This is a genomic window from Mesorhizobium sp. P2_B11 (genome assembly GCF_056404855.1).
In genome coordinates, this window is record NZ_JBFUDF010000006.1 from 21,922 (window position 1) to 46,270 (window position 24,349).

Here is a 24,349-nt window from a genome sequence, read left to right on the forward strand (position 1 = left end):
GCGGCTTAGGAGCCAACCCGTCGACCGCGGCCTTCAAACCGCTTTCGGCCATTTCGGTCAGTTTCCGACTGGATTGAGCTGCCTTGGCCAAGACCACCCATCATAAGGTTGGTTCAAGAGACCCACCCCAGAAAAATGCCTGCACTGCGGCTAGTTCGGGGTGCGGGTTAAGCGGCGACCTTGCTCAATGAGCAAAGCAGTTGGCGCGTGAATTGCATTCCTGTCCATGACAGCGGAAAGGGATTTAGCCGACCGGTAGGAAGTGCTCTTTCGCGTGTGTGCTGCCTCGAGCAGAAATGACTATTTAACAATGTGCGGCGTGTGCCGCTTGTCCTCGAAAGGTTCTGCATCGATACGGGCCTTTTCCGGATCAAAAGTCCCGTGGCCTGCAACGGCTTGGGCAGCCGAATCGGGAGTTTCGTAGGCCCACATGAAGTCATCGGATGAACTGCCGACCGCGTGGACGCGCCAATAGCTTGCGGTACCCTTGATCGGGGATTTGCTGACAGTGTTGGTCTTCTCGAAAAGATCGAAGTAGATGTCCTCAAAAGGGATATAGTAGACAGGCCCGTGCCCGTCCTCCCGCACAATTTTCGCACGCTCCGTCGACGCGACGATAGCGTCGGAAAATCGGACCGTCACTGTGCCGGCAAACGGTTCAATGACGAATCCAAGCGGGTGTCCTGGAGGTAGGCGTGACGTTTGCATGTGAGTTCTCCCTGGGTACCGATGGAGTGCTCGACGGTTTTCCGTCCATCGTGGTGCAGACGAAATGCGCGGCGATGCATCAGGTTCCGAGGATGTGCATTATCGACGGGCTTCGCGGCGGGCTGATCGCCACCGGTCTTCGACGTCGATCCTGCCGTCTGACTGGCGGCCGGAGGCCATCCTTGGGATCGCAAAAGCCGAAGCCATACTCAAGCAACCAGAACGATGGTATTACGAGCGCAAACCCGCGTGTGATCTCCGGCACACTGCGATGCCGCCGCCGTCCCGCGCCCAGCCGGGCACCAATCCCCATTTGGCCGAGACAAAACCTGCCATGCTGATGGAATGCTCTTCGCGGATGACGATCGGATAGATCAGGCTCGGCGCACCGTTCCAGATCGGAAAGCCATTGCCCAGCCCCTCGATGTCGCCGGCATGCGCAAATTCGAACCGCCGGACCATGTGAGGGATTGTCGATTTAACGAAAACGCGTTCACACATTTCAGCGACCGCCCCATGATGGCACCGGAACGGCGGACGTGGGAACGGAGACAGAACAAGTCAACCCGCGACGCGCCTTCGCGCTCCATCGCTTCCGCGATGACCTCGAACACGCTGGGCTATTTCGCTCATGCGAATGCCTTCCTTGTCCGCAGCCTTCATCGCCTGGTCGGCCAGATCGCTGATAGCAACGGGGTCATCCGTCATCGCGTTCGAAAGGTGTGCGGACAACCGCGGGCCGGTCAAATCCGGATGATGCGGTCAAGCCCAAGATGTATTCGCTGGCCCTCGGCAAAGGCTAGAGCGAATGACTCCAATTCGAATGATCGGGTCATTTCCTCGTCTTCCTCAAACACGCGGACAAACCACTCTCCGCAGGCTTCTCCCACTTCGATGCGAGCCAAGGGCTTGCGAATTGGAACTACGTTATCCATCACAGCCTCCCTATAAAAAGCAATGGTAACGTTGAACTTTATAAGATTGGCTGGCAGCGGCTTTCAATATCATAAGTTGGGCTCCCCGAGACATTAGTTATTGCGGCGCAGCTGTCCGATTCTTAGCGTAACCCCTGCATAGTGGAAGGGGTGGCATGGAGACGAGCTTGTCTCGTCACATGCCACGGACGCCGAGGATCCGATATCAGCGATAGAGAAAGTCACGGGGCAGCGAGCGCCTCGAGCTCTTCAGGGACGTTGATTTCGTGTGATCGATGAGGAGGAGCACGCACGAATTCACGCTCGAGGCGGCATGCCCGCGGATTTCGCGAAATGATGAAATTAAAGCGTGAGACGCCCCTCGTAAGAAATGCTTAAAGCCCGATAATGCGGCGGATAATGGTTTCGTCGGGCTCGCCGCCCGTTATCTCCTGCAAGAGCCGCTTGGCGTGTCAACCCAATGTTCTTCAGCCAGGTTTGTCTCACGTTACCGACTTTCTGAAAGCCTCACGTACGATGTCGAGATGGAAGGCTGAAACACGTACGTCTTCACGGTCCTGATCCATGAGTGTCGCTCCCAAGACTGAGCGTGAGCTTTCAAGCGCCGACGCCCACAACTCCCAGCTAGCGAAATAGTGATTCCTATTCGCTTCGATCAAGGGTTCAACGGGCTTCGACTGTTTTTTTACGCATCATTTCTGCTCCGTCGGAGAGCGCCAACTCGGCGGGCCTTTCCCGTACGTCGAATCAGGCAACGGGAGCCGCAAAGTCCGTTGTTTGATCATGACAAAGTGCTAAGGTCAGCGATGTCCGATTTGAAAACGCCGCTCCTCCGAAAGCTTGAATGCCTAGGTCGGCTTACCCCAGATGAGCGCGAGTGCGTCGAAGCTATGCCACTTGTAGGTAAGCAGTTGATGCCCGGTGAGCAGGTTGCGCTTGAAGGGAATGAACCAAGCCATTGTTGCCTGGTGGTTGAGGGGCTCCTGCGACGGTATAGTATTTTGAGCAACGGCAACCTGCAAACGCTCTCAATCCATGTCCCCGGCGATATACCTGATCTCCAGGGCCTGCATCTAAGAACCATGGATCACACACTCGCGTCGATCGGTAAGAGCAAGGTTGCCATGATTGCACACCGTGACCTTCTCGAGGTTCTGCGTAAATCACCCCGCCTGTCAAATCTATTTTGGCGGGAAAGTTTAGTAGACGCAGCGGTCGCGCGCGCGTGGGTCAAGGTATTGGGGGGGCATGAGGCGGTGGGCAGGTTAGCCCACCTCGCCTGTGAGCTTTACGTGCGCATGCAGGTCATGGGGTTGGTAAAGGACAATTCTTACCCCTTACCACTAACTCAAGTTCAGATCGGCGAGACTATCGGGGCGACCGTGGTCCACGTAAATCGGATATTGAAGAAGCTGCGCTCTGACCGCCTTTTAGAACACAAAGAAGGGCGGCTCGCCATTCTGAACTGGGACGGCTTAAGCGAGATGGCAGACTTCGATCCCGGGTACCTAAACCTGCGAGATCATCCTCTCTTTTTGGATTTAACGCCAGCCGTTGGCAATTAGCAGTCCTCCATCCCTCAGAAATCCCCAGATGTGAATAGCGTTGCTGCGAAGAAGCCCTAGCTGGCGACCCTCCATTGGTTCTCCGGTTCCATGCTTGAAGCCTTGCGAGTTCCCCAACAATTTGTGGGCCTCGCGCCGTCAGCATTTTTGATTTCCACGACGGCGGAACCTCTTTTGAACCACATCATTTGTGAACTAAATCAAAGGAGTGGAGACCATGCCACGAGGCGAAAAATCCAAATACACCGACAAACAGGAGCGCAAGGCCGACCACATCGCCGAGGGATACGAGAAGCGCGGCATATCGGAAAAGGAGGCTGAGCGGCGCGCATGGGCTACCGTCAACAAGGATGACGGCGGCGGCAAGAAGGAGGGTGGCTCTGGGCGCGGAAAGCACACCGGCCACCCGGCAGCGCACAAGGGCGGCGAGAAGGGAGGTAAGGCATCGGCCGCACGCTCGGCCGCAAGCCGTTCGAAATCGGCAACGAAAGCTGCCACAACCCGCAAGCGGAATGCCGAGCATGCCCGCTGAGGGCAAAGTTGAGCAACCAAGCAATTCCGACTCGTCAACGAGGTGGCGCAAGTGGCTCGTTTATGTGGCCGTTGCTCTCATCGCCACTTTGCTCACGCTGCTGATCATAAATTTGACCCCAGAGCCGCGTGTTTTGAGATCAATCGTGCCTCATCGTTTTGACGCGTCGGACCCTCAATTCGCCAGGACCATGAGCAGTTTCTCGCAAGGGCACATGTTCCATTCGAATGCCGTCCAAACCCTGGTCAACGGGGACGAGATTTTCCCATCGATGTTGCAAGCGATCCAAGCGGCTCATTCGACCGTCGATATGGAAACCTACATCTACTGGTCGGGTGCCGTCGGCCATGAGTTTGCGACATCGCTTGCGGTTAAAGCCAAAGAGGGCGTTGAGGTCCGCGTCCTGGTCGACTGGGTCGGCAGTCTTCCGTTCGATGAGGACCTGATCAAAATCATGACAAGTGCCGGCGTGACGTTCGAGCGTTATCGGCCCGTCCACTGGTATACGCTTGACCGCGTAAACAACCGTACCCACCGCAAGCTGTTGATCGTGGACGGACGGATCGCATTCACCGGTGGCGTCGGCATCGCCGACAACTGGAGAGGGAACGCGCGCAACCGGGATGAGTGGCGCGACACGCACTACCGAATTGAAGGACCGGCGGTGTCAGGTTTCCAGGCGGCGTTCGCCGAAAATTGGTTGGAGACAACCGGCGAGACCTTGCAGGGTAAGACGTTCTATCCTCCACCCGAACCAGCAGGAGTGCTCGACGCCCAGTTGATCCTGTCTTCGCAGCCGAATGGCTGGGAGGACATGGAACTGATGATGTTGGCAGCGATAGCTGCTGCCAAGAACCACTTGCGTATCGGGATGGCGTACTTTGTGCCGGACGACATCGCCCTCCAGCAGATCCTGGACGCCAGGAGACGTGGTGTATCGGTTGATGTCATCGTGCCCAATTCGCTGACCGACGTGCCGCTAACCCGAAAGAGTTCGCGCTACTTCTGGGGCGCATTGCTCAAAGCTGGCGTTCGGATCTTCGAGTTTCAGCCAACAATGTACCATCCCAAGCTCTTGATCGTTGACGACGTCTGGGCGAGCTTTGGTTCAGCCAATTTGGACGAGCGTTCCCTACGTCTGAACGACGAAGCCACGCTGAATGTTTACGGCAGAGAGTTTGCTAAGACGCAAATCGATTTGTTCAACCAAGATCTGCAACGATCCAGGCAAATCAGCCTGGAAGAATGGCAAGCGCGACCATTGCGCGAAAAGATCACGGACTGGTTTGCCAGCTGGCTAAGGTCGCAGCTTTGACGGGGCGACTGCTCGCGCGTGTGCGTCTAGCATCTGCCTCAATGGAAAGCGCTCAGCGAGTACACCGGTGCCCTGACCTTACGGTGACCCCCAGTCGGTAGGCAATCTTTTCAATCAGCCCGAGCGAGTTTTGCATCGTCACGCAGGGGCCACTTCGTATCACGGCAGTTGCGTGCCACAGCATTTAGGCTGCAGCCTGTACCTCTGGAGGTGGCGGCGAAGGAGTCTGATGTTGCGGTTGTTGGCTGTAAAACAAACGGCGAAGATCGAGCCGAGAATAGGAACGCTTCCTACCACCGTATCAACACCACGTTGCCTCACATGCGGGCGACCAAGCCATTTCCAGCACCGTAATTTCGGGCTCGTAACTCGATATTGCCGAACCGTGACTAGCCGCTCTTGCCTTGATCCCAATTACGACTGGCCTCCAGATAATGCGCTGACGGCCTCTGTAGGGGCTTGGACGTCCGCTTCCCGGCTAAGGCTAAGTTTCCGGAACGTCCGAGTTGAGGCGCAAAGCCGCCATCGCTGCTTTGGCTTCAGAATGATCTCTAATCCCTACTCATTGGGGATTGACTCGCTAACCATACCTGACCAACGCAACGACGCTCAACCATTGTTCCCTTTCTGTACCTTAATCGTTCGGTTGCGAGTTAAGGCGCGACAGGCCCGTACGTTAAGCGTAGGGTCAGCCCAACAGAACTGGCGATGATCACAACATGGAGAGCAGAATGACAAAGTTCGCGCTGTACGTTCCGCTTGAAGCCAAGCCCGGCAAGGAGAATGAGGTCGCGGACTTCTTGCGGTCGGCGGTTCCTCTGGTGGAGGCCGAACCCGGAACGATCACTTGGTATGCGATTCAGGAAGGACCTTCCTCTTTTGCAATATTCGATACCTTCGACGACGAGGCGGGACGCGACGCGCATCTCAACGGAAAGGTCGCCGCAGGGTTGATGGAGAAGATCAAGGCAGGCGACATGTTTGCCAAGACACCGGAAATTCATAAATTGGGTATCATCGCGAACAAATCCGCGAGGTAAGGTTCTGGCGTCCCTAGCTCACGCGACTGCGCCACCCCAGTCATGAGCCCGCGCCGTGCGAGACGGCCCATTGACTTTGATCCCGCCAATCAACGCGGGGACCAATATGTCTGATGCCCCCCAGATGGGAAAATATCGGTATCGCTTGCGGCATCGTTTTCGGTCATGACTGTAGCCAAACTACGAATCCCATCCTGATTGGGTTCAAGGGCTAGTACCCACGCTTGTCAGCGGGAGACATCTGTTCGCGGCTATTTTAAGCTTGCTCCAGCACACCGTGTTGACTTCAATCAGCCTCCGCGCAGCATAAGACGAGGCTCTGCCGCCTACCATCGCCATATCTTCCTGGTGGATGGGGCGCTACGCGCCCTTCGATGCCACGTCTGTAGGCGCAGCCGCTTCGGCGCCGAGTATCACTTGGCCGTAAGGCCCGCCGCCCCGCCTAGCGCCCGATCGAGATAGGGTGCGGTGCGGCTGGCTTTGCAGGCGGAGACTTTTGCCGGCGTCCCGCTGGCGACGATCTCCCCGCCCTCGTCGCCGGCGCCGGGGCCGATATCGATCACCCAATCGCTCCCCGCCGCCACCTTCATATCGTGATCGACGAGGACGACGCTGTTGCCGGCGTCGACCAGGGCGTGGAGCTGGACAAGCAAACGTTCGACATCGGTCGGGTGAAGGCCGGTAGTCGGCTCGTCGAGCACATAGAGCGCGCCGCCGCGCTGGGCGCGTTGTAACTCGGTGGCGAGCTTGACCCTTTGCGCCTCGCCGCCCGAAAACTCTGTCGCGGGCTGTCCGAGGCGGAGATAATTGAGTCCGACCTCGCGAAGCACCTTGAGCGACCGGCGCACGTTGGGCGCGTCGTCGAAGAATTCCCAGGCACCCTCGACGGTGAGCGCGAGCACCTCCGCGATAGTCTTGCCGCGATACAGAATCTCAAGCGTCTTAGGATTGTAGCGGGTGCCGTGGCACGTGGGACAAGGGGCGTAGACGCTGGGCAGAAAGAGCAATTCGACCATGACGAAGCCTTCCCCCTCGCACCGCGGACAGCGGCCTTTGGCGACATTGAAGGAGAAGCGGCCGGAATCGTACCGGCGTTTCCTGGCTTCGGGAGTCGCCGCAAACAACGTCCGGACATGGTCGAACAGGCCGGTATAAGTGGCGAGGTTGGAACGAGGGGTGCGGCCGATCGGCTTCTGGTCGACCTCGATCAGCCGCCTAATCCCTTCGAGGCCGCCTACGATCCGGCCCTCGGTGACGCTGGCCGGGCGGTCATCGAGCACCGCCTCGACATCCGGCCTGTCGTCGGCCGCGACCGGCGCGCCGAGCGCACCAGCAACTAGTTCGACAAGCGCCTGGCTGACCAAGCTTGATTTCCCCGAGCCCGAGATTCCGGTAACCGTGGTCATCACGCCGAGCGGGATCGCGCAATCGACCTCCTTTAAATTGTTGCGTGAAATCCCCTCCAGTCGCAACCAACCGGCTGGCTCACGCACGCGGCGCGGAATTTTGCCGTCTTCGTCGAACAGATGGCGCCGTGTTTCCGAAACGGCGATCTCGCGCAGACCTTCGATCGGACCGCTGTAGAGGATTTCGCCGCCATGCTCGCCAGCGCCAGGGCCAACATCGACGATCCAGTCGGCACGACGGACGACGTCCATTTCATGCTCGACGACGAATAGCGAATTGCCGACGGCCTTTAGGCCGTCGAGCGCGCGGAGCAAGGCCTCGGTGTCGGCGGGATGGAGCCCGGCAGACGGCTCGTCCATCACATAGACGACCCCAAACAGGTTCGAGACGACCTGGGTGGCAAGCCGCAGCCGTTGCAACTCGCCCGGCGACAGGGTCGGGGTGCTGCGTTCCAGCGTCAAATAGCCGAGACCGAGGTCGAGCAGCACTGACAGCCGGCGGCACAGATCGCCGGCGATGCGCTCGACCACCAAGGCCTTCTCCGGATGGGTCTTGCGCAGCGCCCCGAGCTTACCGGCTGTCGCCTTGGCGTAAGACCCGAAGATTTTCGAGAACCGCGCCAAAGGCAGGCGGCTCATTTCGGCGATGTCGAGGCCTTTAAAGCGGACCGATAAGGCTTCCAGGCGTAGCCTCTTGCCATCGCAGATCGGGCAGGCACGGCTGATCATGAATTGCGCGGCGCGCTTCTTCATCATCGCGCTCTGGGTCGTCGCATAGCTGTGAGTGACATGGCGCTTCGCGCTCGAGAAGGTGCCCATATAAGCCGGCTCGACCTTGCGCCGGATCGCGCGCTGAATCTCTTCATGGCTCCACCCGGGATAGACCGGAACCTGGGGCTGCTCCTCGGTGAAAAGGATCCAGTTGCGCACCTTCTTCGGCAAGTTCCGCCACGGCGTGTCGACGTCGATGCCTAGGCTGATCAGGATGTCGCGCAGATTCTGGCCGCCCCAAGCCGTTGGCCAGGCTGCGACCGCGCGCTCGCGGATCGTCCTGGAAGGATCGGGAACCATCGACGCCTCGGTGACCTCGTGGATCCGGCCAAGGCCGTGGCAACGTGGGCAGGCGCCCTCGGGAGTGTTGGGCGAGAAGGATTCGGCGTCGAGGTGGGCTTGGCCCTGCGGATAGTCGCCGGCGCGCGAGTAAAGCATTCGCAGAAGGTTGGAGAGGGTGGTGACGCTGCCCACCGATGAGCGGGTGGTTGGAGATCCGCGCTGCTGCTGCAGTGCCACCGCCGGAGGCAGGCCCTCTATCTCGTCGACCTCGGGAACTTCCATCTGGTGGAACAGGCGGCGCGCATAAGGCGAGACCGATTCCAGATAGCGGCGCTGTGCCTCTGCGTAGAGGGTGGAGAACGCGAGCGACGATTTTCCCGATCCCGACACGCCGGTGAACACGACAAACGCATCGCGTGGTACGTCGACATCGACGTTCTTGAGATTGTGCTCGCGCGCGCCGCGAACGCGGACGAACCCGGAGGTCTTGATGTCTCGCATGCAAACCTCCTCTATCCCAGACATACACGAATGACGGTCCGTTGACATCGGATTTATGCGTTAGGCGTCGCAGGCCTACCACATTGCAAGGCTGCACGGTCCGTTGCCGATCGGAACACCGCGTCAATCCAGGCGATTTCAGCTTCCGTGAACGGTAGCGCGCCCGCGTCGGAATTGTCTTCGGCGTTCTCGACGCTAGACGCCTTGGAGATCGCGAGCGAAGGCTAGGCTGGCACCTGCTCTCAATCGGCTACAAAGTAGTAGCCGTGTCAGAAGTCCGTCACGCGCTCGTAGCTAACCGAGCGAAAGTCAGCTTCTGGGGGAGGCAGCCCGCAGACTGAACGACTGAAATGAGGCGCAAAGCAGCCACGGACCCTCTTCCAGCACTGGGCCGGGCCCAAAGCAAACATTTTAACCGGTGCTTTAATCGTCCATCAGGTTACGACCAATAAATCCGACGAGGGAGAGTGTACCCGCTGGTCTTGGCGGATCCCAGGTTGCGCCGACTTCCTCCGCCAAGGTGCGCATTGACCCCGCCCATCCCGAAAGCTTGGCTGTCCATTCAGGCGTCATGCGGCTGTCGAACGCCCATCCCTCGAACACGTCTGCCAGGTGTTTCATGTGGCGATACCCAATCTCCTTGCGCAGGTCTTCCGACCAGCGGCGCTCTGCAGCTTGATCGAATATGCGCGCGAGTCCTTCAGCCGACGACTTCGACTGGTTCTTGCGCTCCTCGATAGCGTTCAACGCGATCAGATTCTTCGCCGCGCGGCGAAGCTCTATTCTTTTCTCCGAGGTTAGTCCTTCCCCGGTCGCAGCGCGAACCTCAAGCGTCCGAGCCAGTGCAATCCTTTGCTGCGGAGTCAGGCGGGGCATCCGTACACCTTTCGCGCGGTTCGAGGCCCGAGCCCCTCATCTTTAAATCTAGGATCGCCGCTATTGTTCGATTGAACACTTGCGCGAGCGAAGCCGCAACTCAGGGACACTGGTCCAGAAATACATCACGACGAGCACGGATCATTGCGGAAGTGTGAAGCAGTCTCCCTCACAGGTAATTTTGCCCAGGTCGGGTTTTGGGATGAGGACGGGCCGGAACACATGAACGACCGCGGGYTTGTGATCGGCGTCAACGTACACCCGCCACCCGTTAGCATAACCCTTCTGAGACCCATGAATATTGGCGCAATCAAACTCGACGGTGGTTTTTTCACAGACTCGCCGGAAGCAGATTGTTGCCTCGGGTGGTGATATATCGAGCGAGCCGTCCGTGTAATTGGCGCACCCCGCCAATGCTGGCCCGGGGATGATTGCGGCGAGAATTGCGGTGGCGGGAGCAATGATCAGAGCTTTCATAACGATCCCATTTCGTAATCACTCTTGGAAGAAATCGGCGGTTAGTCGATCATCGCCTACCCTGCTGCGCCAAACAGATTTCGGCAGGGCCGGACAAGCTGACGTCATGTTCGAGGCGATCACCGGCCGAGACCTCGCGCACGCACTGCTGGTAAGGCGAGAAGTAGAGATGAAGCCCAACTGCCAAGATGATTGCAGCCCCGAGAATTACGGCTGATCGTTCGATAATCATTTGCTCGGTCCTCCTGGTGAAGCGATGAACCCGGCAGGAAGAAAATCCACTTTTTGGATAATATGAAATTCGGATTACCGCAACGTCGAAACGAAATTTACTCGACGAGCGGATGGCCAAGACCCTGCATTCGGAACGCCATCGGCGACTTGCTGAGCTGCTGACCGAGAAGCGAAAGCAGGCAGGATTGACGCAGGCAGCTGTCGCCAAAGCTCTCGATCGACATCAACCTTTCATTGCCAACATAGAAAACGCCGATCGTCGTGTGGATCTTGTTGAGTTTCTAGATCTGGCGAAGGTGGTAGGGTTCGATCCACATGAAGTCTTGCAACAGATCGAGGCCGTCGACCCGCTTGTGGATTAGGAGTTACTAGGCCTCGGAAGTGTCGGCGACACACAGACCGTGGGCTACCTGAGGCCAGCAGCCATAAGCGCGCGGTAGACTGACCCCCGACCGATGCCGAGGGACACGGCGATCTCTGACACGGACTTCTGTTGCTGGTACAAGACGACTGCTTCACCGGCCTTTGCTCGCGCCGTCGGCTTCCGCCCCTTGTATTTCTTGTCTGCCTTCGCCTTCGCGATGCCTTCTTTCTGTCGCTCTTTCATCAGGCCCCGCTCGAACTCCGCGAAAGCGGCGAACATGTTCAGCATCAGCCGACCGTACGCTCCGGTCGTGTCCAGCGTCTCCTTGCCGAACTGTAGGACCTTCAGACCTACACCACGTCCATGCAGGCCATCGACAATATCACCAAGGGTCCGGGTATTGCGCGCCAAGCGATCGATCTTGGTGACCACCAGCGTATCACCCTTGCGCAGGAATTTGAGCGTGCGATCGAGTTCCTGCCGATCCCCCAGGGCTGAGACCTGCTCCGAAAAGACCTCCTCGCACCCGGCGGCATTGAGGTCACGTATCTGGGCCTCCAGTCCCGCGACCTGCTCTTCTGTTGAAGTTCGCGCGTAGCCGACCTGCATCCCACTCTCCAATGTCCAATAGCCTCTAAGCTTTTGAGTCAGTCGTGTCCAAAAGTCAATAGGAGCCTTATTGGACGGGGCTTGGGCTTGCTGCAGGGACGTCCGGTGGACCCTGCCCATGTGGACAGCGTGAGGATGGCGCAGGGTGTCCCCTACGACGCCGTACCGATAAGACGGCGGGTTTCAGGATCATCGTAGGATTGCACTGAACGACGGCATTTGAGGCTGTGCAGCCATAACCCTTTGGGGCCGAAACCAGACCGTCAGCTTTAAGTGCATCGGCGGGAAGCAGCCGTTGCCGGTGAATATTGAAGCTATTCGTCACTGTCAGCTCTCGATCGGAGGACTGGCATGCGAATCCTTCAGCATGGGAAATATGGCTTCAAGTCGTGAAAGCGAATGTGACGCGATGCGGGGCGCGTTGACATGGACCCCGATCTCTCCCCAGGGAAAATCAGGGTCGGCCGACGCGGACGCCCAGTTCAAGCTGGTGACGACGAGATCGTCATCGTCCCACAGCGCGAATTTCCCATGCAGCGGAATCTTTTTCGTCTTAACTAGAACCACGCCGTCAGCTCGTGCTTCCTCCTCCAGCGCCTGGGCATGCCTGTTCTTGAGGGGGCCGGAGGGCTGAGTATACAAAACGATCGACCGCAATCCGTCCCGGTGGGCCGCGACCTCCCCCTGCAGCAGCGCGCCTGGTCTGGCGGTGGATCCAAGCCGATTGCTTCCGATGACGAACGTGTGCTCGGCCGTGCCGCTGGCTGTGCGCAGGATCCCGTCATGAGCATCGCCGATGACAATCGACACCCGGGCGTTGCCGCCTACGTTCGGCGAACGCCGCATTTCGCGGGCGGTGATCGCCATCTCGGTTGCGATTGAATCCGCCAGACCACGACGTCCGGTCAGACGCTGAAGGGCTGACGCGACATCGGCCACGAGATGCTGGTCGCGCAGAAGGACCGAAAGCTCGACTGACTGAAAGGGCGAGGAGAGCCAATTGCACGATCCAATACCGGCAACCCAGCCATCGTTAAGGGTGTCGATCAGGATTACCTTGGCGTGAGAGCCGGTCGTGCGCATGTGAATGCGAAACCGTCCTCTCATGTCGCGATCGTCCCTCACGATTTGGGCGATCGACGCCGCCGCGGCTCCGTTTCTTGCCGCCGTTTCTTCGTCCTTCTCCGCACCCCAAAGCAGATCAAAATTGACCCCGCGAGCGCAGGCGACCTGGATAAGCGGCTTCAACTGTGAGAAGCGAGCAGCATCCAGGAACGTCGAATGGATGATGACTCGTCGATGTGCCCGGCCCAACAGCTGCTCGAGGCAATCCCGCTGCTCTGATCCGCCGATTATGATGTCGGCGGGGTCAAAGCGGCAATCATGGACAACCGGTTCATTGTCCCCGGTTTCCCTCGGGCCCGCATAGGTGACCTGGAAATCGGTCGTCCCGGCCGGCAGGTGGGCGGCCTCATCCACCAGAGCCCGCAGCGCCGTCCCTGCATGTTGCGGGACGCCCTGCGCTGACCCGTCGATTACCCGAAGAAGCAAAAATTCGTCGTCTCGCATCGTGGCCGTCCGCCCATCGACCAATGCGACCTGCTCGTCCAGGCCGCGTGTGGCGATATCGGACAGACGATTGAGATTGGCCTCGTGTGACATCGACGGGCCACCGCCGTCCACCGAAATGACCCGCACCTCGGTCCCGATACTGCGCAACTCCTCAAGTTTGGCCTGCGTTACGAGACGGATTTGGCGGGTCGGAAAAAAGTCCCCCGTAGCCCATTCGATGACGAAGCTGACCCGGCGCGAAACCCGTGTCGGAAAGAACGGCAACGGATTGACGCTGTTGACGGCCTCAAACCCAAAGGCGCTCGCTTTGAAGGTCACGCCCTCGTCGGTCAGCACCACTTCTACAAGCCGGAAGCGCATCAGCCGCGCAATTGACGCAACCACAAGCTGGTGCGGGAGGTTTGCGCCAGCGGCCAATGCTGCGATCGACTTGGGTTGCTTCCACACCGCCCAGAGCAAGAGCTCGTCGACCACACTCCACGCCCGCCCCCGATCGAGACCGACCTTGCAGGAGATGCGGAACACGGGGATGGCAATGACGACGCTCATCCGCGCTGTCTCAGCGCATCGGGTTTCAGGAAACTGGCCAGAGGCAGGCCATTACGCTTCGTGTCGCGAAGCGCGCTGATTGCGGCAACGACCTCGGTGAGAAACGAGAGGTCGTGTGTCTCGTTGTCAGGATTTACCCCCCGTACGGTTTCACGAAGGAAATCCAGGCTGCCGACTAGGATCAGCTGCGACTTCGCGCGACTGAGCGCGACGTTCATCCGTCGCGAATCTCGAAGGAAGCCAAGGGCGCGGCCGCCCGCCATGGCATTATTCCTGACGAGGGACAGGATCACGAGGTCGGCTTCCCCGCCCTGAAACGAGTCCACCGTGCCGATGAAATCCCCATTGCTGCGGATGGCCCTGAAGTCGTCGAGGTGCTTCAGCTCCTGTCGGCGAAGCGCGTTGAGGCGTTCATGAAGCTTCTTGGCTTGAACCTTGTAGGGTGTCAGTATTGCGAGGCTTGGCTGTTCGGATCCCTCCCGCGCTCTGACTTGGCGCAGCACATCGATCACCGCGGCAACCTCAGACGGATTGTGCCAACGCGGGCGCGATCTCTCCAGCGCGTCGGATCTGCCGGTCGAACTTACGTGCGGAAAATCGACGACGACAATCGGCGACACGGGCACGCCGCCCAAATGAACGAATGGCGGCGTTTCCTCCACAGCAGCGCGCGCCCGCCGCTCTTCGGTCCGGAGCGTGCCTTTATAGAACGCCTTCGACACAACCTCGGCGATCGCGGGGTCCATTCTGCGCTGTTCCGTCAGCGTTGCTGCGATCGGCCTGTGCCCGGCCTGGACTCGGTTTCGCCGTTCGTCTTCCTCGACAAAGGTGCGGAATGGCTCGAGCAGGCGTAAAGCCATATCGCATGTGTCGACCAAGCTCCTCGCCTCGTCAAAATCAAGGTCGTCCAGCTCATCGTCCTTCAAGAGCGGGCCGATCATCTGCTCGGCAAGCGCTAGGGCCTCGCTCACCAGACCATGGTCTCCCAGTATCTTTGCGAGCCGCTCTGCATCCTGAGGCGGAAGCTGATTGTGATCGCCAATCATCAACCGCCGGCCCGAAAGCATCAGCGGACCGAGCAACTCCGGTCCCAATGCCTTCGCCGCTTCTTCGATAATGACCCAATCGAACTGTTCTCGGGCCTCGACCAGTCGTTCGACATCCGACGAATTGGCGGTCGAGATGACGATGTTCGCGGCGTCGAGCACGAGGTGGGAAATGGCACCGAGGCCGGCTCGAAGCTCCCGATCGACACCGTCTCTGGTGACGTTCAACCGCTCTGCGGCATCGTTTAATGCAACTATGCGGGACTTGATCTGCGGGGGTGCGTCCTTTGCCAGCGCGCTGCTCGCAAGCCTTCCGATGAAATCCGCTCCGGTACGGTGGATTTCCTCTTCACTCGTGGGCCGCTCCTCCGGCGTTGTGGAGCGCACCAGAAGAACATCGTTCATTCCGGCCTTGGCGAATGTTTCCTTAATCTTCGTCTGAAGGTTGTCGAGTGCATCGTGCCCCTGCGCCGACACCAGCATACGTGTCGACGGATCGTCTTTGAACCGCCGGCGGACCACTTCCGTGGCGAGCTTCGTCTTACCGACACCGGGTGGGCCGACGACGAAGAATGACGGCAATGTCGACCAGAGTCCGACCAGAGCTTCCTGCTTGGGCTTGTCGAGATCGACGAACGCCGCATCGCGCCGATCGTCGCTACTCAGCGTTTCCCGGCTCGAGCGCCGGACCTGCCAGGGATCGACAAGCATTGCAGCGAGATCGACGCGCGTATCAATCGCCTTGATGTTGCGGAGCCGGCGGGCGATGACCTGTTCGGTCCCGGCGTCACGTTCCGTACGCAGGAAGAGGGGTCGCCCCCCCGGCAACTCCTCGTCGATTTCGAACCGGTAACCGCGGCGACCTCGATGGTCGACGAGATCGATGAAGCTCGCGACGACATCGGCAGCGCGCGTCGCCCCAAGGCTCGCGGCTTGGCTCAATCGCCATTTCGCTTCGGCTTCCTGGTGCTCTTCCTCGAAAAGCCGGACAAGGGCGTTGGCCGATTCGACCATTCCAATGCGTTTGGCGAGACGATCGCGATCATTGTTCGGCTCGGCACGCAAGACAACGTATCTCCGACCGTCCTGCCGTCCCGTGTCGAGCACCTCAACCGGATAAACTTCAAGCGCTTTTGCAACCGCTTCGATGATCTGGATAAGCAGAAGTGCTCTCTTCACTGTATCCGTATCGCCCGTGGCGGGAGATCGACTTTGTTGGGAAGCCGCAAAGGCACTCCAGTCGAGCACGTCCGGCCCAAGTCGTGCCCGCGTGTCTTGGGCGTTCCGTATGCCGGTGGCTACCAGAATCTCCTGACCGATCGCATGTTCAACCGTGTCACCAACGCTGAACGATGCAGCGCGAGGCTCAACGTCCTGGCAGATCGCAATGTCCCATACGGCCGCGCTTCCCTCCCCGCGCGACGGTCTTAGGCGATAGGTCATGCTGTCCGTCACAAGCTTCAGCCGGCCATTCGCCGGATCGAATTCGCGCGGCACCAAGAGCGTTGCCCCGCCATCCAGATCGGCCCGCACCCAGTCCAACTGTCTGCGAAATTCGTCGGTCGCAATCGCGCCTTCACTCGCGCGGTAGACGGCATCGCCGAGCTTCGATTGAAGATCGAACATCAAGATGAAACTGCCTGAGTGGGCAGCTGCGACGACACCGATATTGGTGATGACGTCGTCTAAGGCGCGGCCGAGCGAATCTGCGTCGAGCTGGTCCATGCGCCCAGGCGCGACCAGCCGCTTCAGAAAGATCTGCTCCGGTGGCTGAAGCACGATCGATGACGGCGCTCCCGCGCGGGGTGCGACATTGCCGGAAGGCAGGACCTCGGCCTCGAGGCAGTTTACGGCCTGGAAGCCCAAAGCACACCAGTCCTCCGCGAACGAATAGTGTTGCGCCGTTTCGGCACTCTTCCGCGGCATTGCCGATGCCGGCACCTGACCGACCGCGTCCCCGCTGACCCGGAGGCTCCACTCGAAGCCGCCTACCTGAAAATCCGGCTCATCGGACCCTTCAGTCATTATGACGTCCGAGGTGAGCCGACCATGCACGAGTCCTTGCGCATGGATGATGCCGAGCGCCGCGACGACACGCTTGATGTTCCTCCAGAAGAGTACCCGCGCTCTCGTTGCACCAAGGTTGCGGAGCCAGTGCTGGCTGGAAACACGCCGGATGCGTTCACTCAGCGGATGTCCTGCCCTCTCCAGGAGCACCCCGAAATGCTCGTCGTCCTCAACGAATTCAAGGACATCGACAATGACATCCCGTGCGCCTGCATAGGCCATGATACGTTGGACCTGGCGCATCTCGTGCAACCACAGTTGCCGGAGGTGATCATCGACCGGTGCATTCGACTTGCGCCACAGCTTCAGCAGAAATTCTCCTCCGGATGCCCGGTCTTCAACCTCAAAAATAGCAGATCGGAGCGCAGCACGGTCCCCCGCTGCCACGGCATCTCCTACGAATTGGAATCGATCGTCCAATGACGCCTTGCTTCGCCGTCGCTTCGTTCGCTCCACGATTTGAATCGCCAAGGCGCCCCCTCATTCCCTCGGACACCCTATTCTACAAGTTCAAAGCAAGTCGAGTTAGCGAGTCCATATGTTCACGACTTTCTTGCAACGTAGGAAGTGTTCGATCGAACCCTGCGAGGTAGTATTTCGATCAATCTACCGCCCTGGAGTTATGCTTCCGACGCCGTTGGAGGCCCGGTTGGGGTAGGCGGCAGGTCCGCCGCCCGTGTCCCTGTCGCCGCACGCCTAGCAAGAGCGCGAACGAGGTCGTGGTAGATCGGCCGTGACGAGTGGAAAGCTGCGAAATATTGGAACGCATTTCTTTTACAGCGGGTGGCGACGAAATATGACTGTAACGACTTCGATCCCGCTGAAGCGGGATCGAACGCCGTGACAAAAGATGACTTAGGGGGAAAGGCTATGCGAGACAGATTTCGTGAGGCCGTCGAGTGTGCGCTGAAGGATGGCTTTTCCGTAATCTCATTTCCCGACGGATCGCGGCCACTTCTCGAACGGGCCCTGAAGCAGAGGATCGGAAGTGTCACCACATCTAGTTTGTCGATAAAGTCTGAGGAGGAAGCCAGGCCGAACACGCTTTCGGCGAAGTACGGCGCAGGCGAGTTCCCGCACCACACGGATTTTGCCTTCCAGCCCTACCCGCCTCGCCTGATCGCGCTGATTAACGATACGGACGAGGCGTACGGCAGGCCGACCGCCATCACACGCTTTGTCGACCTGCCTAAGAAGGTGTTGGAACTACACGCCAGAACGCTGTGGAATCTGAAGACAAAGGCAGGATCATTCGTTGTAGGCGGGACTACGGCGATTGGCGGCCACACTATCCGCCGCTGGGATATTGAGTTCCTGACACCCCACAATGGCATCGCACATTTCGCCGCCGAAAAAATGCGAGAGGTTTTCCACAAGCTGGAGACAGTTCATAAGTGGGAGCCGCGCAGTGCTGTTCTTGTCGACAACTGGAACTGCACGCATTCAAGGGGTGATAGACAAGGAGGAGACGACAAATATCGCCGGCTCCTCCGGCTGGAGGGTTGGCATCATGCAGGAATGGACAACTGATGCACTGTGGGCGAAAGCGATTGCCCTGGCGGAAGAAACATTCAAGGCGAATCCGAACGGTGCATCGTTCCCCTTGAACGCAGCCTTTACGCTGGAGGTGCTTGGGAAGGCTGCGCTTGCTAAGATACATCCGGTACTGATTGCCGACCCACAGTCCGAAGGAGGCAAGAATATCCTCTATGCCTTCGGAGTGCCCACGGCGCGCCCAACGACAATAGTAGCAAAAACGATCTTCAGCCGACTGACCCTATTGGTGGACCGCTTCACAGACGAGGATGAGGCCGCATGCAAGCTCATCATTGATGCCCGAAATCGGCACCTGCATTCCGGCGCCTTCCCGTACGCCGACTATAAGACCGGCCAATGGCTTCCTGACTTCTACCGGGTATGCAAGATACTGACCGATTTCCTTGCTCGTGATTTATCCGAACTCCTCGGCAAAGAGCACGCAAAGGATGCCGAGGAAAGTGCAGCCGGCGAAAGGAAGCGCATTGAGGGAGAGACCCAGAAGCAGCTCGCCATATGCCGCAAGAAACTGGAAGCTTTGCAAGAAGCTGGAGAGCTGGAGGCACGCCGCGCTGAAACCAAGCCCGAGCGAGCCTGGCGATACCTTCGAGATGGAACCTCATTGAAGTCAACACTATGCCCAGTGTGCGACAGCGAGGGGCTCCTTACTCTCAAGCATGTAACCGACAGGCCCGCCGAGATCAGCGACAATCTGATCTATGTCGACAGCATCTACTCGCCGAGAAAATTCGAGTGTGCTGTCTGTGATTTAGCCCTGACCGGTACGGCCGAGCTTGCGGTTGTAGGGTTAGCGGATCAGGTGATCGGAACGTCAGAAAGCGACCCAACAGAATATTTCGACATCGATGTGCATTCATATGACGCGCCGGACTATGGCAATGATTGATTGCCGCTATGCGCGGCCAAAGCTCTAGTTGCGCCAGCGATGTCACTTCCGACGGACAAGGTCTGCCGGCGGATGACCGGTATGAGGCGCAAAGCAGCCGCGGCAGGACGCCTTGGCCAAAGATTGCCTGACGCGCCGGGATTCGAGAGCTGTGGATGAGCCCGGTATCTTTACCCGCTTATCGGCGCTGATACACTTCTTCATCAGTTCTTCGTGTCGTTGTCATCTTCGCTCTCTCGCGCTTTTAGGGCGCGCATCCCCTTCGCTGCCCTTATCTCATTGATCATGGCCGCGATCTCGAAATGAAGCTCGGAGCCTGTCATCTGGTTGACCGTCGCAGTGAGATTGACGTCGAGTTCCTTCGGAGCTTCGATCCCGAGCAGACGCGCTTTGGCTATGCTGGCGGCCGTCGCCGCCGCCGACTGGCCATGCTCATGTGCCAAGGCACGGGCTTGTTCGAGCTCTGCGCAAAGTGATGCCTTGCTGACCATGAGACTTTCCGCGAGACCTTCGAGCAGATGCCGCCGCCGTTTCTGGATGTCAGGCTTTGTCAGGAGTTTTGAGGACTCCACAGCAGCTGCCCGGACGGTACATTTGTAGCCCGCTTCGAGGTACGCCTTATAGGCGGGCAGGCCTTCGACGTAGGCTCGCACGAATGCTTCGTGACGCGGATTTTTAAGTGGAGCGCTCATTGCGTGGCCTCACACAAAGCAACCACTTCGCTGTTTGGAAGGCCGTCTCGCGCGACCTCCTCCCGCTCAATCAAGTACTTCATCACAACGCCCAGGACCGTGGGTAACGAGCATCTACGACGGTGCGCAGCGGCCTTCAAAGTGCGTTCACCCTTTTGCGAGATGCGAAGCTTGATGGATCTGACCTTACTTTCCTGGTTGCTCATGGGCCCTGGATCTCCAAACCAAACCCACGTACACATATTCTGCCCCATAAATTCTGAACGGGCATGCTGAGAGCCGCGGCCCATGAATAGGATGGTGAAGTCACCGCGCGGCAATTGTTGCTGATTGGCTTCGACACTTACCCCGGTGATTGAGTGGGAAAGAGTTAGAAGCCGAACTCCCTCGGCGACATCAAAGGAATGTCACAGATGCCGAAAGAGGCCGGTGGCTCTTAGCTTTCAGGAAATGAATACGATCTGCGGAGCCTTCTGCAGTCTGCTGCGTACTATGGCAGAGATCGAAGAGCCCTTCATTTCGGCAGAAGTGATCGCAGAAGAGCTGGTAGACCGATCCCACTTTAGCCCCAGCCAAGGCAATGATCGCCAATGTTGTGCCGGAGTGTTTCATGACACGCTGCGGAAGCCCAGGGGGACCATTGCTTGATGAGTTCAATGCTTGATGCAGGGCTTCGCCCCTGCACCCCACTGGGGGATGATCCCCCAGACCCCATGCGACCCGCTGAGCGGCTCGCTGTGGCTAACGCGCCATCAGCGCAACATGCGTAAGCGTTAGCGCTCATAGGCCCCTGATACCAAGGATCGTTCGGCGCGTAAGGAAGCGTAAGCACCACCCCCAAAAGGGGTGGATGCGCTTACGCCCTCCGCTTACGCTATTGCCCAGCTTACGTTTACGCATGCTTACGCTCGCTTACGCTTACGGTGTTTCCATCGATGTCGATGAGGCATTCTTCGATCAGTCGACTTTTGGATTTGTTGAAGGCCACGCGTTTCGCGGCGCCCGTCCGGTCTCCGAAAGCCGCATAGACGGCGGTGCGCCAGGTCTCGACATCGCCTGCACCGCTCATACCCTCAAGGCAGCGGAGTAGGGTACGAGCATCGCGGGACAGCTTGCCGCCCCTCGTGCTGTCATTCGCTGCAGTTGCCTCAACCTCAGAAGCTCTTGCGGAGATGACCTCCTGCCCATTGGCGGCCCTGATAGGAACGATCCTGAATGGAAGCGACTGCCCTTCCGGCACGGCATTTGCCTTGGTAACCTCGAGGCGCGGACCGGCACCGCCACCTTTGATCGTCACCTCGAGATCAACCGCACCGAGGAGCGCGCTAGATCCGCGCATGCCGCGGCCGGCTTTGTCGGTATGATGGAGCAGACTGAGGAACGCAGACGGGAATGCCTCGTTAATCCGCGCCAGTCCTTCAGTGGCCAGGCCGATGTCGCGAGCCGAGTTTTCGTCCAACCCGTAGAAGCACTTCGCGGCCGTGTCGAAGATGATTAGGCGAACAGGGAGTTCGGCATCGATCGCTTGAACGGAGGAGATGAACTCGGCCACGTCGTCCGGGTTGGCTAACGCGGGTCGGGCGCCGGAAATATAGATTGGCTGGTCGATGCTGCCGCTAGCCAAGAGCCGGCGCTCAGATTCCATCCGGCGTTCGGCGGCAACATAGACTACCGATCCCCTCTTCACCTGCCGACCAAGGAACGTTGCGCCGCTTGCTACGCAGGAGGCCAAGAGAACGCCTAGCGCGGACTTCCCTGCACCCGGAGGACCAACGAGAGCGATCACCTCACCCTCGGCGGCAAACCCGGTCACGACCTCGCGCCGCATCGGAGGTCGCGGCAGGTCGTTGAGACGGTAGAAAACAAATCGCTCGGACACTTTGGTTCCTTATTTCATCATGCGACTCGCTAAGATCGGAACCGTCCCACTGGTAGGCCCCGAGGTCTCCGGAACACGCCCAAAGGCTATGATGTCGATACCAAGGGTGGGGCGTCGGGTTCATCCAGGGCGGCGGTGATGGATGTCAATTGACTTGTCTAACTTCTGCTCGATCGATCGCTGTCCCTGGTTGACGTCCCTTGTGTTTGGGGGATTTTAGGCGGCGCGCGCCATCCGCAGATTGAATTCTCGAACGGCCGAAACGGCATCGTCAGTCGATAGACCAAAATGGGCTTTCAGGAGCGGCACCGCGGCGCGCTGGCGTTGGTGACGGGGGGTGTCGATCAGCCACTGAACGGCTTGGTCGATCGCATCCGCGTGTTGTTGATCTTGCGCGGCGGGCTCGGTCATGCGGCCGCCCTGGCGTTGACATTCATCTTCAGCCCAAGCTTGGCGGCGATCGGCGCGACCGGCACCACGATTTTGCCGCCCATCCGGATGGTTTCGAAATCGCCTCGCTTCGCTGCGTTGTACGCTGCGTTCCTGCAGAGATCATAAAAAACCGCGCCGGCTTCAGGGACCGACAACGTTGGCCGGGACAATGCTTCATCGAGTGTCATCGAAAGATGCCTTTCCATCGGAGATGCGGAATATGCGTATATACGATTTACGCTGCTTTGCGATTGCCTGCAACAGGAATATGTGCATATTCCGCAGTTCCGCACAGTTGGGGATTGTCGATGCCAAAAGGGTACAAGGGTCGAGAGAAAACCGAGCGCCTCCATATGCTCATCTCGCCCAAGGAACTGGAGGAGATTGACGAGTGGCAGCATTCGGTACGGGTCGCGACGAGGTCGGACGCGATCCGTCGCCTTGTTCAGATCGGCCTGTCTTTCGATGCGTTGGCCGACGGCCTAGAAAAGGATGCCGTCGCGATCACAAGGATGATCATCGACGGGCACACGTTCAAAGATATGATCAAGAGCCTCGATCAGTCCTCGAACGAAGTCACAGAAGGTAATGTATTGCGCGACGCGTTGGCAAATAACGCTAGGCTAATCGTTGATGTGCTCGAGGCTCAAACAGCGCTGGCAACGAAGATCGGCGCAGTAACAGCGCCGACGCGGCAGTTGCGAAAACACGCCAGCTTCGAGGCAGCCATGAAAAGTGCCCACGATGCTCTGTCGGCTGTGACTCAAGCGATAGAGGGCTGGGAGAACGACAAATGAGAGGCCACATCCGCGAACGCAGCGCAGGCCATTTCGCCATCGTGTTGGATGTTGGCGAGATCGACCCCAAGACCGGCAAGAAGAAGCGCAAATGGCACAGCTTCACCGGAACAAAACGCGAGGCGCAGAGGGAATGCGCGCGGCTAATCGCTGAGCTCGACGCCGGCACCTATGCCGAGCCCACCAAGCAGACCGTTGCCGAGTTCCTCGACGAATGGCTGACTTTCGTAAAACCTTCTGTCGCGCCGAAAACCTGGGAGCGCTATGCCGAGATATGCCGCAAGGGCTTGGCCCCGCTGTTCGGCAGCGTGATCCTTGCGAAGTTGAAGACCGATCGTATCGATAAAGATTTCACGAAGGCACTAACCGAGCCCCGGGCCGATCACCGCAAACGCAAGGACGGGGCAGAGACGAAGCCGCTCCCGCCGCTGGCGCCCCGGACCATTCACCACTACCGCCGCGTCCTGATCAATGCCCTAGGCCAAGCGGTGACATGGGACCGGCTTTCCCGCAACCCTGCCGCCAAAACGACGCCGCCGAAAGTCGAGCGCAAGAAGATGCTTGCCTATGACGTGAGCCAGACGGCGACCCTGCTCGAGACTTTGCGGGCGACACGTATGTTTTTACCGACATTGCTGGCGGTCACATGCGGCCTGCGCCGCGGCGAGATCCTTGCCCTCCGCTGGCGTCACGTCGAGGTTGGTGACAACCGCCGGCAATTGTCGATTGAGGAGAGTGCCGAGCAGACCGACGATGGCGTTCGGTACAAGGAACCGAAGAGCGGCCGCGCGCGGACCGTTGCCATTTCGGCCAGCACTGTCGCGGAGTTGAAAGCACATCGTGCGCGTCAGGCAGAGGAGCAGCTTCGCGTTGGTATCCGCCCCGACGCTGACAGCTTCGTGGTCGCTCAAATGGACGGGTCACCGATCCAGCCTAGGTCGCTGACCCATGAGTGGGTCCGCGTCCTCGGTAAGACTTCCCTGCCCCGCATCCGATTTCACGACTTGCGGCACACCCATGCATCGCAAATGCTTTCAGCCGGAGTTCATCCGAAGGTTGCCAGCGAACGCTTGGGACACTCGACGATCGGTATCACGCTCGACCTTTACAGCCATGTGATGCCGGGAATGCAGGCCGACGCCGCCGAGCAAGTTGACGCCGCGTTGCAGGCCGCTATAAGCAGCGAACGGAAAGCCAAATAGTTGCAAACTGCGTTGCAACCGGCCATTTCGGCCAGTGGGCAGAAACGGAAAAGCG

General features: G+C 58.9%; 22 protein-coding genes. 9 read left to right on the forward strand and 13 right to left on the reverse strand.

Annotation, left to right across the window (positions count from 1 at the left end):
• Positions 1 to 300: 300 nt before the first annotated feature.
• The 3 genes from AC1DYJ_RS19500 to AC1DYJ_RS19510 form a co-directional block, all read right to left on the reverse strand.
• Positions 301 to 708, reverse strand: a complete 408-nt coding sequence (locus AC1DYJ_RS19500; RefSeq protein WP_477284018.1) for a DUF427 domain-containing protein — start codon at positions 706 to 708, stop codon at positions 301 to 303.
• Between the two features lie 231 nt (positions 709 to 939).
• Positions 940 to 1,170: a hypothetical protein gene (locus AC1DYJ_RS19505; protein WP_477284020.1), complete on the reverse strand. Its 231-nt coding sequence runs from the start codon at positions 1,168 to 1,170 to the stop codon at positions 940 to 942.
• Between the two features lie 281 nt (positions 1,171 to 1,451).
• Positions 1,452 to 1,643, reverse strand: a complete 192-nt coding sequence (locus tag AC1DYJ_RS19510) for a hypothetical protein (RefSeq protein WP_477284022.1) — start codon at positions 1,641 to 1,643, stop codon at positions 1,452 to 1,454.
• Positions 1,644 to 2,449: 806 nt separating this feature from the next.
• Here AC1DYJ_RS19510 and AC1DYJ_RS19515 point away from each other — a divergent pair.
• The 3 genes from AC1DYJ_RS19515 to AC1DYJ_RS19525 all read left to right on the forward strand — a co-directional run bounded on the left by AC1DYJ_RS19515 (position 2,450) and on the right by AC1DYJ_RS19525 (position 5,055).
• Positions 2,450 to 3,208, forward strand: coding sequence for a Crp/Fnr family transcriptional regulator (locus tag AC1DYJ_RS19515; protein WP_477284024.1), 759 nt, complete (start codon positions 2,450 to 2,452; stop codon positions 3,206 to 3,208).
• Positions 3,209 to 3,425: 217 nt separating this feature from the next.
• Positions 3,426 to 3,740, forward strand: coding sequence for a plasmid stabilization protein (locus AC1DYJ_RS19520; protein ID WP_477426206.1), 315 nt, complete (start codon positions 3,426 to 3,428; stop codon positions 3,738 to 3,740).
• Entirely contained in the window at positions 3,730 to 5,055 is a 1,326-nt protein-coding gene (locus AC1DYJ_RS19525; RefSeq protein WP_477284028.1) for a phospholipase D-like domain-containing protein, read from the forward strand. The genes AC1DYJ_RS19520 and AC1DYJ_RS19525 overlap by 11 nt, the downstream gene beginning before the upstream one ends.
• A 159-nt stretch (positions 5,056 to 5,214) precedes the next feature.
• On the opposite strand, the gene AC1DYJ_RS19530 is transcribed toward AC1DYJ_RS19525, so the two are convergent.
• Positions 5,215 to 5,376 (reverse strand): DUF4112 domain-containing protein, encoded by a 162-nt coding sequence (locus tag AC1DYJ_RS19530; RefSeq protein WP_477284030.1) that lies wholly within the window; start codon positions 5,374 to 5,376, stop codon positions 5,215 to 5,217.
• Between the two features lie 410 nt (positions 5,377 to 5,786).
• Between AC1DYJ_RS19530 and AC1DYJ_RS19535 the strand changes: the two genes are divergently transcribed.
• Positions 5,787 to 6,095, forward strand: a complete 309-nt coding sequence (locus AC1DYJ_RS19535) for a putative quinol monooxygenase (RefSeq protein ID WP_477284032.1) — start codon at positions 5,787 to 5,789, stop codon at positions 6,093 to 6,095.
• A 413-nt stretch (positions 6,096 to 6,508) separates the two neighbouring features.
• On the opposite strand, the gene AC1DYJ_RS19540 is transcribed toward AC1DYJ_RS19535, so the two are convergent.
• Entirely contained in the window at positions 6,509 to 9,055 is a 2,547-nt protein-coding gene (locus AC1DYJ_RS19540; RefSeq protein WP_477284034.1) for an excinuclease ABC subunit UvrA, read from the reverse strand.
• A gap of 423 nt (positions 9,056 to 9,478) precedes the next feature.
• On the reverse strand, positions 9,479 to 9,931 hold the full coding sequence (locus AC1DYJ_RS19545) for a hypothetical protein (RefSeq protein ID WP_477284036.1): 453 nt from the start codon (positions 9,929 to 9,931) through the stop codon (positions 9,479 to 9,481).
• Between the two features lie 821 nt (positions 9,932 to 10,752).
• Here AC1DYJ_RS19545 and AC1DYJ_RS19550 point away from each other — a divergent pair.
• The gene (locus AC1DYJ_RS19550; protein WP_477284039.1) at positions 10,753 to 11,004 is read left to right on the forward strand and encodes a helix-turn-helix domain-containing protein; all 252 of its coding nucleotides are present in this window, start codon (positions 10,753 to 10,755) and stop codon (positions 11,002 to 11,004) included.
• A 44-nt stretch (positions 11,005 to 11,048) separates the two neighbouring features.
• On the opposite strand, the gene AC1DYJ_RS19555 is transcribed toward AC1DYJ_RS19550, so the two are convergent.
• The 3 genes from AC1DYJ_RS19555 to AC1DYJ_RS19565 form a co-directional block, all read right to left on the reverse strand.
• On the reverse strand, positions 11,049 to 11,615 hold the full coding sequence (locus tag AC1DYJ_RS19555; RefSeq protein ID WP_477284041.1) for a recombinase family protein: 567 nt from the start codon (positions 11,613 to 11,615) through the stop codon (positions 11,049 to 11,051).
• A 327-nt stretch (positions 11,616 to 11,942) separates the two neighbouring features.
• Entirely contained in the window at positions 11,943 to 13,736 is a 1,794-nt protein-coding gene (locus tag AC1DYJ_RS19560) for a phospholipase D-like domain-containing protein (RefSeq protein ID WP_477284043.1), read from the reverse strand.
• The gene (locus AC1DYJ_RS19565) at positions 13,733 to 17,236 is read right to left on the reverse strand and encodes a DEAD/DEAH box helicase (RefSeq protein WP_477284045.1); all 3,504 of its coding nucleotides are present in this window, start codon (positions 17,234 to 17,236) and stop codon (positions 13,733 to 13,735) included. The genes AC1DYJ_RS19560 and AC1DYJ_RS19565 overlap by 4 nt, the downstream gene beginning before the upstream one ends.
• A 453-nt stretch (positions 17,237 to 17,689) precedes the next feature.
• Here AC1DYJ_RS19565 and AC1DYJ_RS19570 point away from each other — a divergent pair, with 453 nt between their 5' ends.
• A complete protein-coding gene (locus AC1DYJ_RS19570) occupies positions 17,690 to 18,379 on the forward strand; it encodes a hypothetical protein (RefSeq protein ID WP_477284047.1) in 690 nt (229 codons plus the stop codon).
• Positions 18,360 to 19,292 carry a hypothetical protein gene (locus AC1DYJ_RS19575; RefSeq protein WP_477284049.1) on the forward strand — a complete coding sequence of 311 codons (933 nt, stop codon included), beginning with the start codon at positions 18,360 to 18,362 and terminating at the stop codon, positions 19,290 to 19,292. Before AC1DYJ_RS19570 ends, AC1DYJ_RS19575 begins: the two co-directional genes overlap by 20 nt.
• A 203-nt stretch (positions 19,293 to 19,495) precedes the next feature.
• On the opposite strand, the gene AC1DYJ_RS19580 is transcribed toward AC1DYJ_RS19575, so the two are convergent.
• From AC1DYJ_RS19580 to AC1DYJ_RS19595, 4 genes are all read right to left on the reverse strand, one after another.
• A complete protein-coding gene (locus AC1DYJ_RS19580; RefSeq protein ID WP_477284051.1) occupies positions 19,496 to 19,984 on the reverse strand; it encodes a terminase small subunit in 489 nt (162 codons plus the stop codon).
• Positions 19,985 to 20,876: 892 nt separating this feature from the next.
• Complete coding sequence (locus AC1DYJ_RS19585; RefSeq protein WP_477284053.1) at positions 20,877 to 21,863, reverse strand: AAA family ATPase; 987 nt, start codon at positions 21,861 to 21,863, stop codon at positions 20,877 to 20,879.
• A 216-nt stretch (positions 21,864 to 22,079) separates the two neighbouring features.
• Positions 22,080 to 22,274 (reverse strand): hypothetical protein, encoded by a 195-nt coding sequence (locus tag AC1DYJ_RS19590; RefSeq protein WP_477284055.1) that lies wholly within the window; start codon positions 22,272 to 22,274, stop codon positions 22,080 to 22,082.
• Positions 22,271 to 22,483 (reverse strand): DNA-binding protein, encoded by a 213-nt coding sequence (locus tag AC1DYJ_RS19595; protein WP_477284056.1) that lies wholly within the window; start codon positions 22,481 to 22,483, stop codon positions 22,271 to 22,273. Before AC1DYJ_RS19595 ends, AC1DYJ_RS19590 begins: the two co-directional genes overlap by 4 nt.
• Before the next feature lie 120 nt (positions 22,484 to 22,603).
• Here AC1DYJ_RS19595 and AC1DYJ_RS19600 point away from each other — a divergent pair, with 120 nt between their 5' ends.
• Positions 22,604 to 23,092 carry a hypothetical protein gene (locus AC1DYJ_RS19600; protein WP_477284058.1) on the forward strand — a complete coding sequence of 163 codons (489 nt, stop codon included), beginning with the start codon at positions 22,604 to 22,606 and terminating at the stop codon, positions 23,090 to 23,092.
• Complete coding sequence (locus AC1DYJ_RS19605) at positions 23,089 to 24,294, forward strand: tyrosine-type recombinase/integrase (protein ID WP_477284060.1); 1,206 nt, start codon at positions 23,089 to 23,091, stop codon at positions 24,292 to 24,294. The genes AC1DYJ_RS19600 and AC1DYJ_RS19605 overlap by 4 nt, the downstream gene beginning before the upstream one ends.
• Positions 24,295 to 24,349: the final 55 nt, after the last annotated feature.

Bases quoted from the DNA above. Each gene is read 5' to 3' on its own strand.
- AC1DYJ_RS19595 (WP_477284056.1), bottom strand. From the start codon at position 22,483: ATGACACTCGATGAAGCATTGTCCCGGCCAACGTTGTCGGTCCCTGAA.
- AC1DYJ_RS19510 (WP_477284022.1), bottom strand. From the start codon at position 1,643: ATGGATAACGTAGTTCCAATTCGCAAGCCCTTGGCTCGCATCGAAGTG.
- AC1DYJ_RS19515 (WP_477284024.1), top strand. From the start codon at position 2,450: ATGTCCGATTTGAAAACGCCGCTCCTCCGAAAGCTTGAATGCCTAGGT.
- AC1DYJ_RS19605 (WP_477284060.1), top strand. From the start codon at position 23,089: ATGAGAGGCCACATCCGCGAACGCAGCGCAGGCCATTTCGCCATCGTG.
- AC1DYJ_RS19590 (WP_477284055.1), bottom strand. From the start codon at position 22,274: ATGACCGAGCCCGCCGCGCAAGATCAACAACACGCGGATGCGATCGAC.
- AC1DYJ_RS19525 (WP_477284028.1), top strand. From the start codon at position 3,730: ATGCCCGCTGAGGGCAAAGTTGAGCAACCAAGCAATTCCGACTCGTCA.
- AC1DYJ_RS19560 (WP_477284043.1), bottom strand. From the start codon at position 13,736: ATGAGCGTCGTCATTGCCATCCCCGTGTTCCGCATCTCCTGCAAGGTC.
- AC1DYJ_RS19540 (WP_477284034.1), bottom strand. From the start codon at position 9,055: ATGCGAGACATCAAGACCTCCGGGTTCGTCCGCGTTCGCGGCGCGCGC.
- AC1DYJ_RS19545 (WP_477284036.1), bottom strand. From the start codon at position 9,931: ATGCCCCGCCTGACTCCGCAGCAAAGGATTGCACTGGCTCGGACGCTT.
- AC1DYJ_RS19555 (WP_477284041.1), bottom strand. From the start codon at position 11,615: ATGCAGGTCGGCTACGCGCGAACTTCAACAGAAGAGCAGGTCGCGGGA.
- AC1DYJ_RS19575 (WP_477284049.1), top strand. From the start codon at position 18,360: ATGCAGGAATGGACAACTGATGCACTGTGGGCGAAAGCGATTGCCCTG.
- AC1DYJ_RS19580 (WP_477284051.1), bottom strand. From the start codon at position 19,984: ATGAGCGCTCCACTTAAAAATCCGCGTCACGAAGCATTCGTGCGAGCC.
- AC1DYJ_RS19505 (WP_477284020.1), bottom strand. From the start codon at position 1,170: ATGGTCCGGCGGTTCGAATTTGCGCATGCCGGCGACATCGAGGGGCTG.
- AC1DYJ_RS19550 (WP_477284039.1), top strand. From the start codon at position 10,753: ATGGCCAAGACCCTGCATTCGGAACGCCATCGGCGACTTGCTGAGCTG.
- AC1DYJ_RS19500 (WP_477284018.1), bottom strand. From the start codon at position 708: ATGCAAACGTCACGCCTACCTCCAGGACACCCGCTTGGATTCGTCATT.
- AC1DYJ_RS19535 (WP_477284032.1), top strand. From the start codon at position 5,787: ATGACAAAGTTCGCGCTGTACGTTCCGCTTGAAGCCAAGCCCGGCAAG.
- AC1DYJ_RS19600 (WP_477284058.1), top strand. From the start codon at position 22,604: ATGCCAAAAGGGTACAAGGGTCGAGAGAAAACCGAGCGCCTCCATATG.
- AC1DYJ_RS19520 (WP_477426206.1), top strand. From the start codon at position 3,426: ATGCCACGAGGCGAAAAATCCAAATACACCGACAAACAGGAGCGCAAG.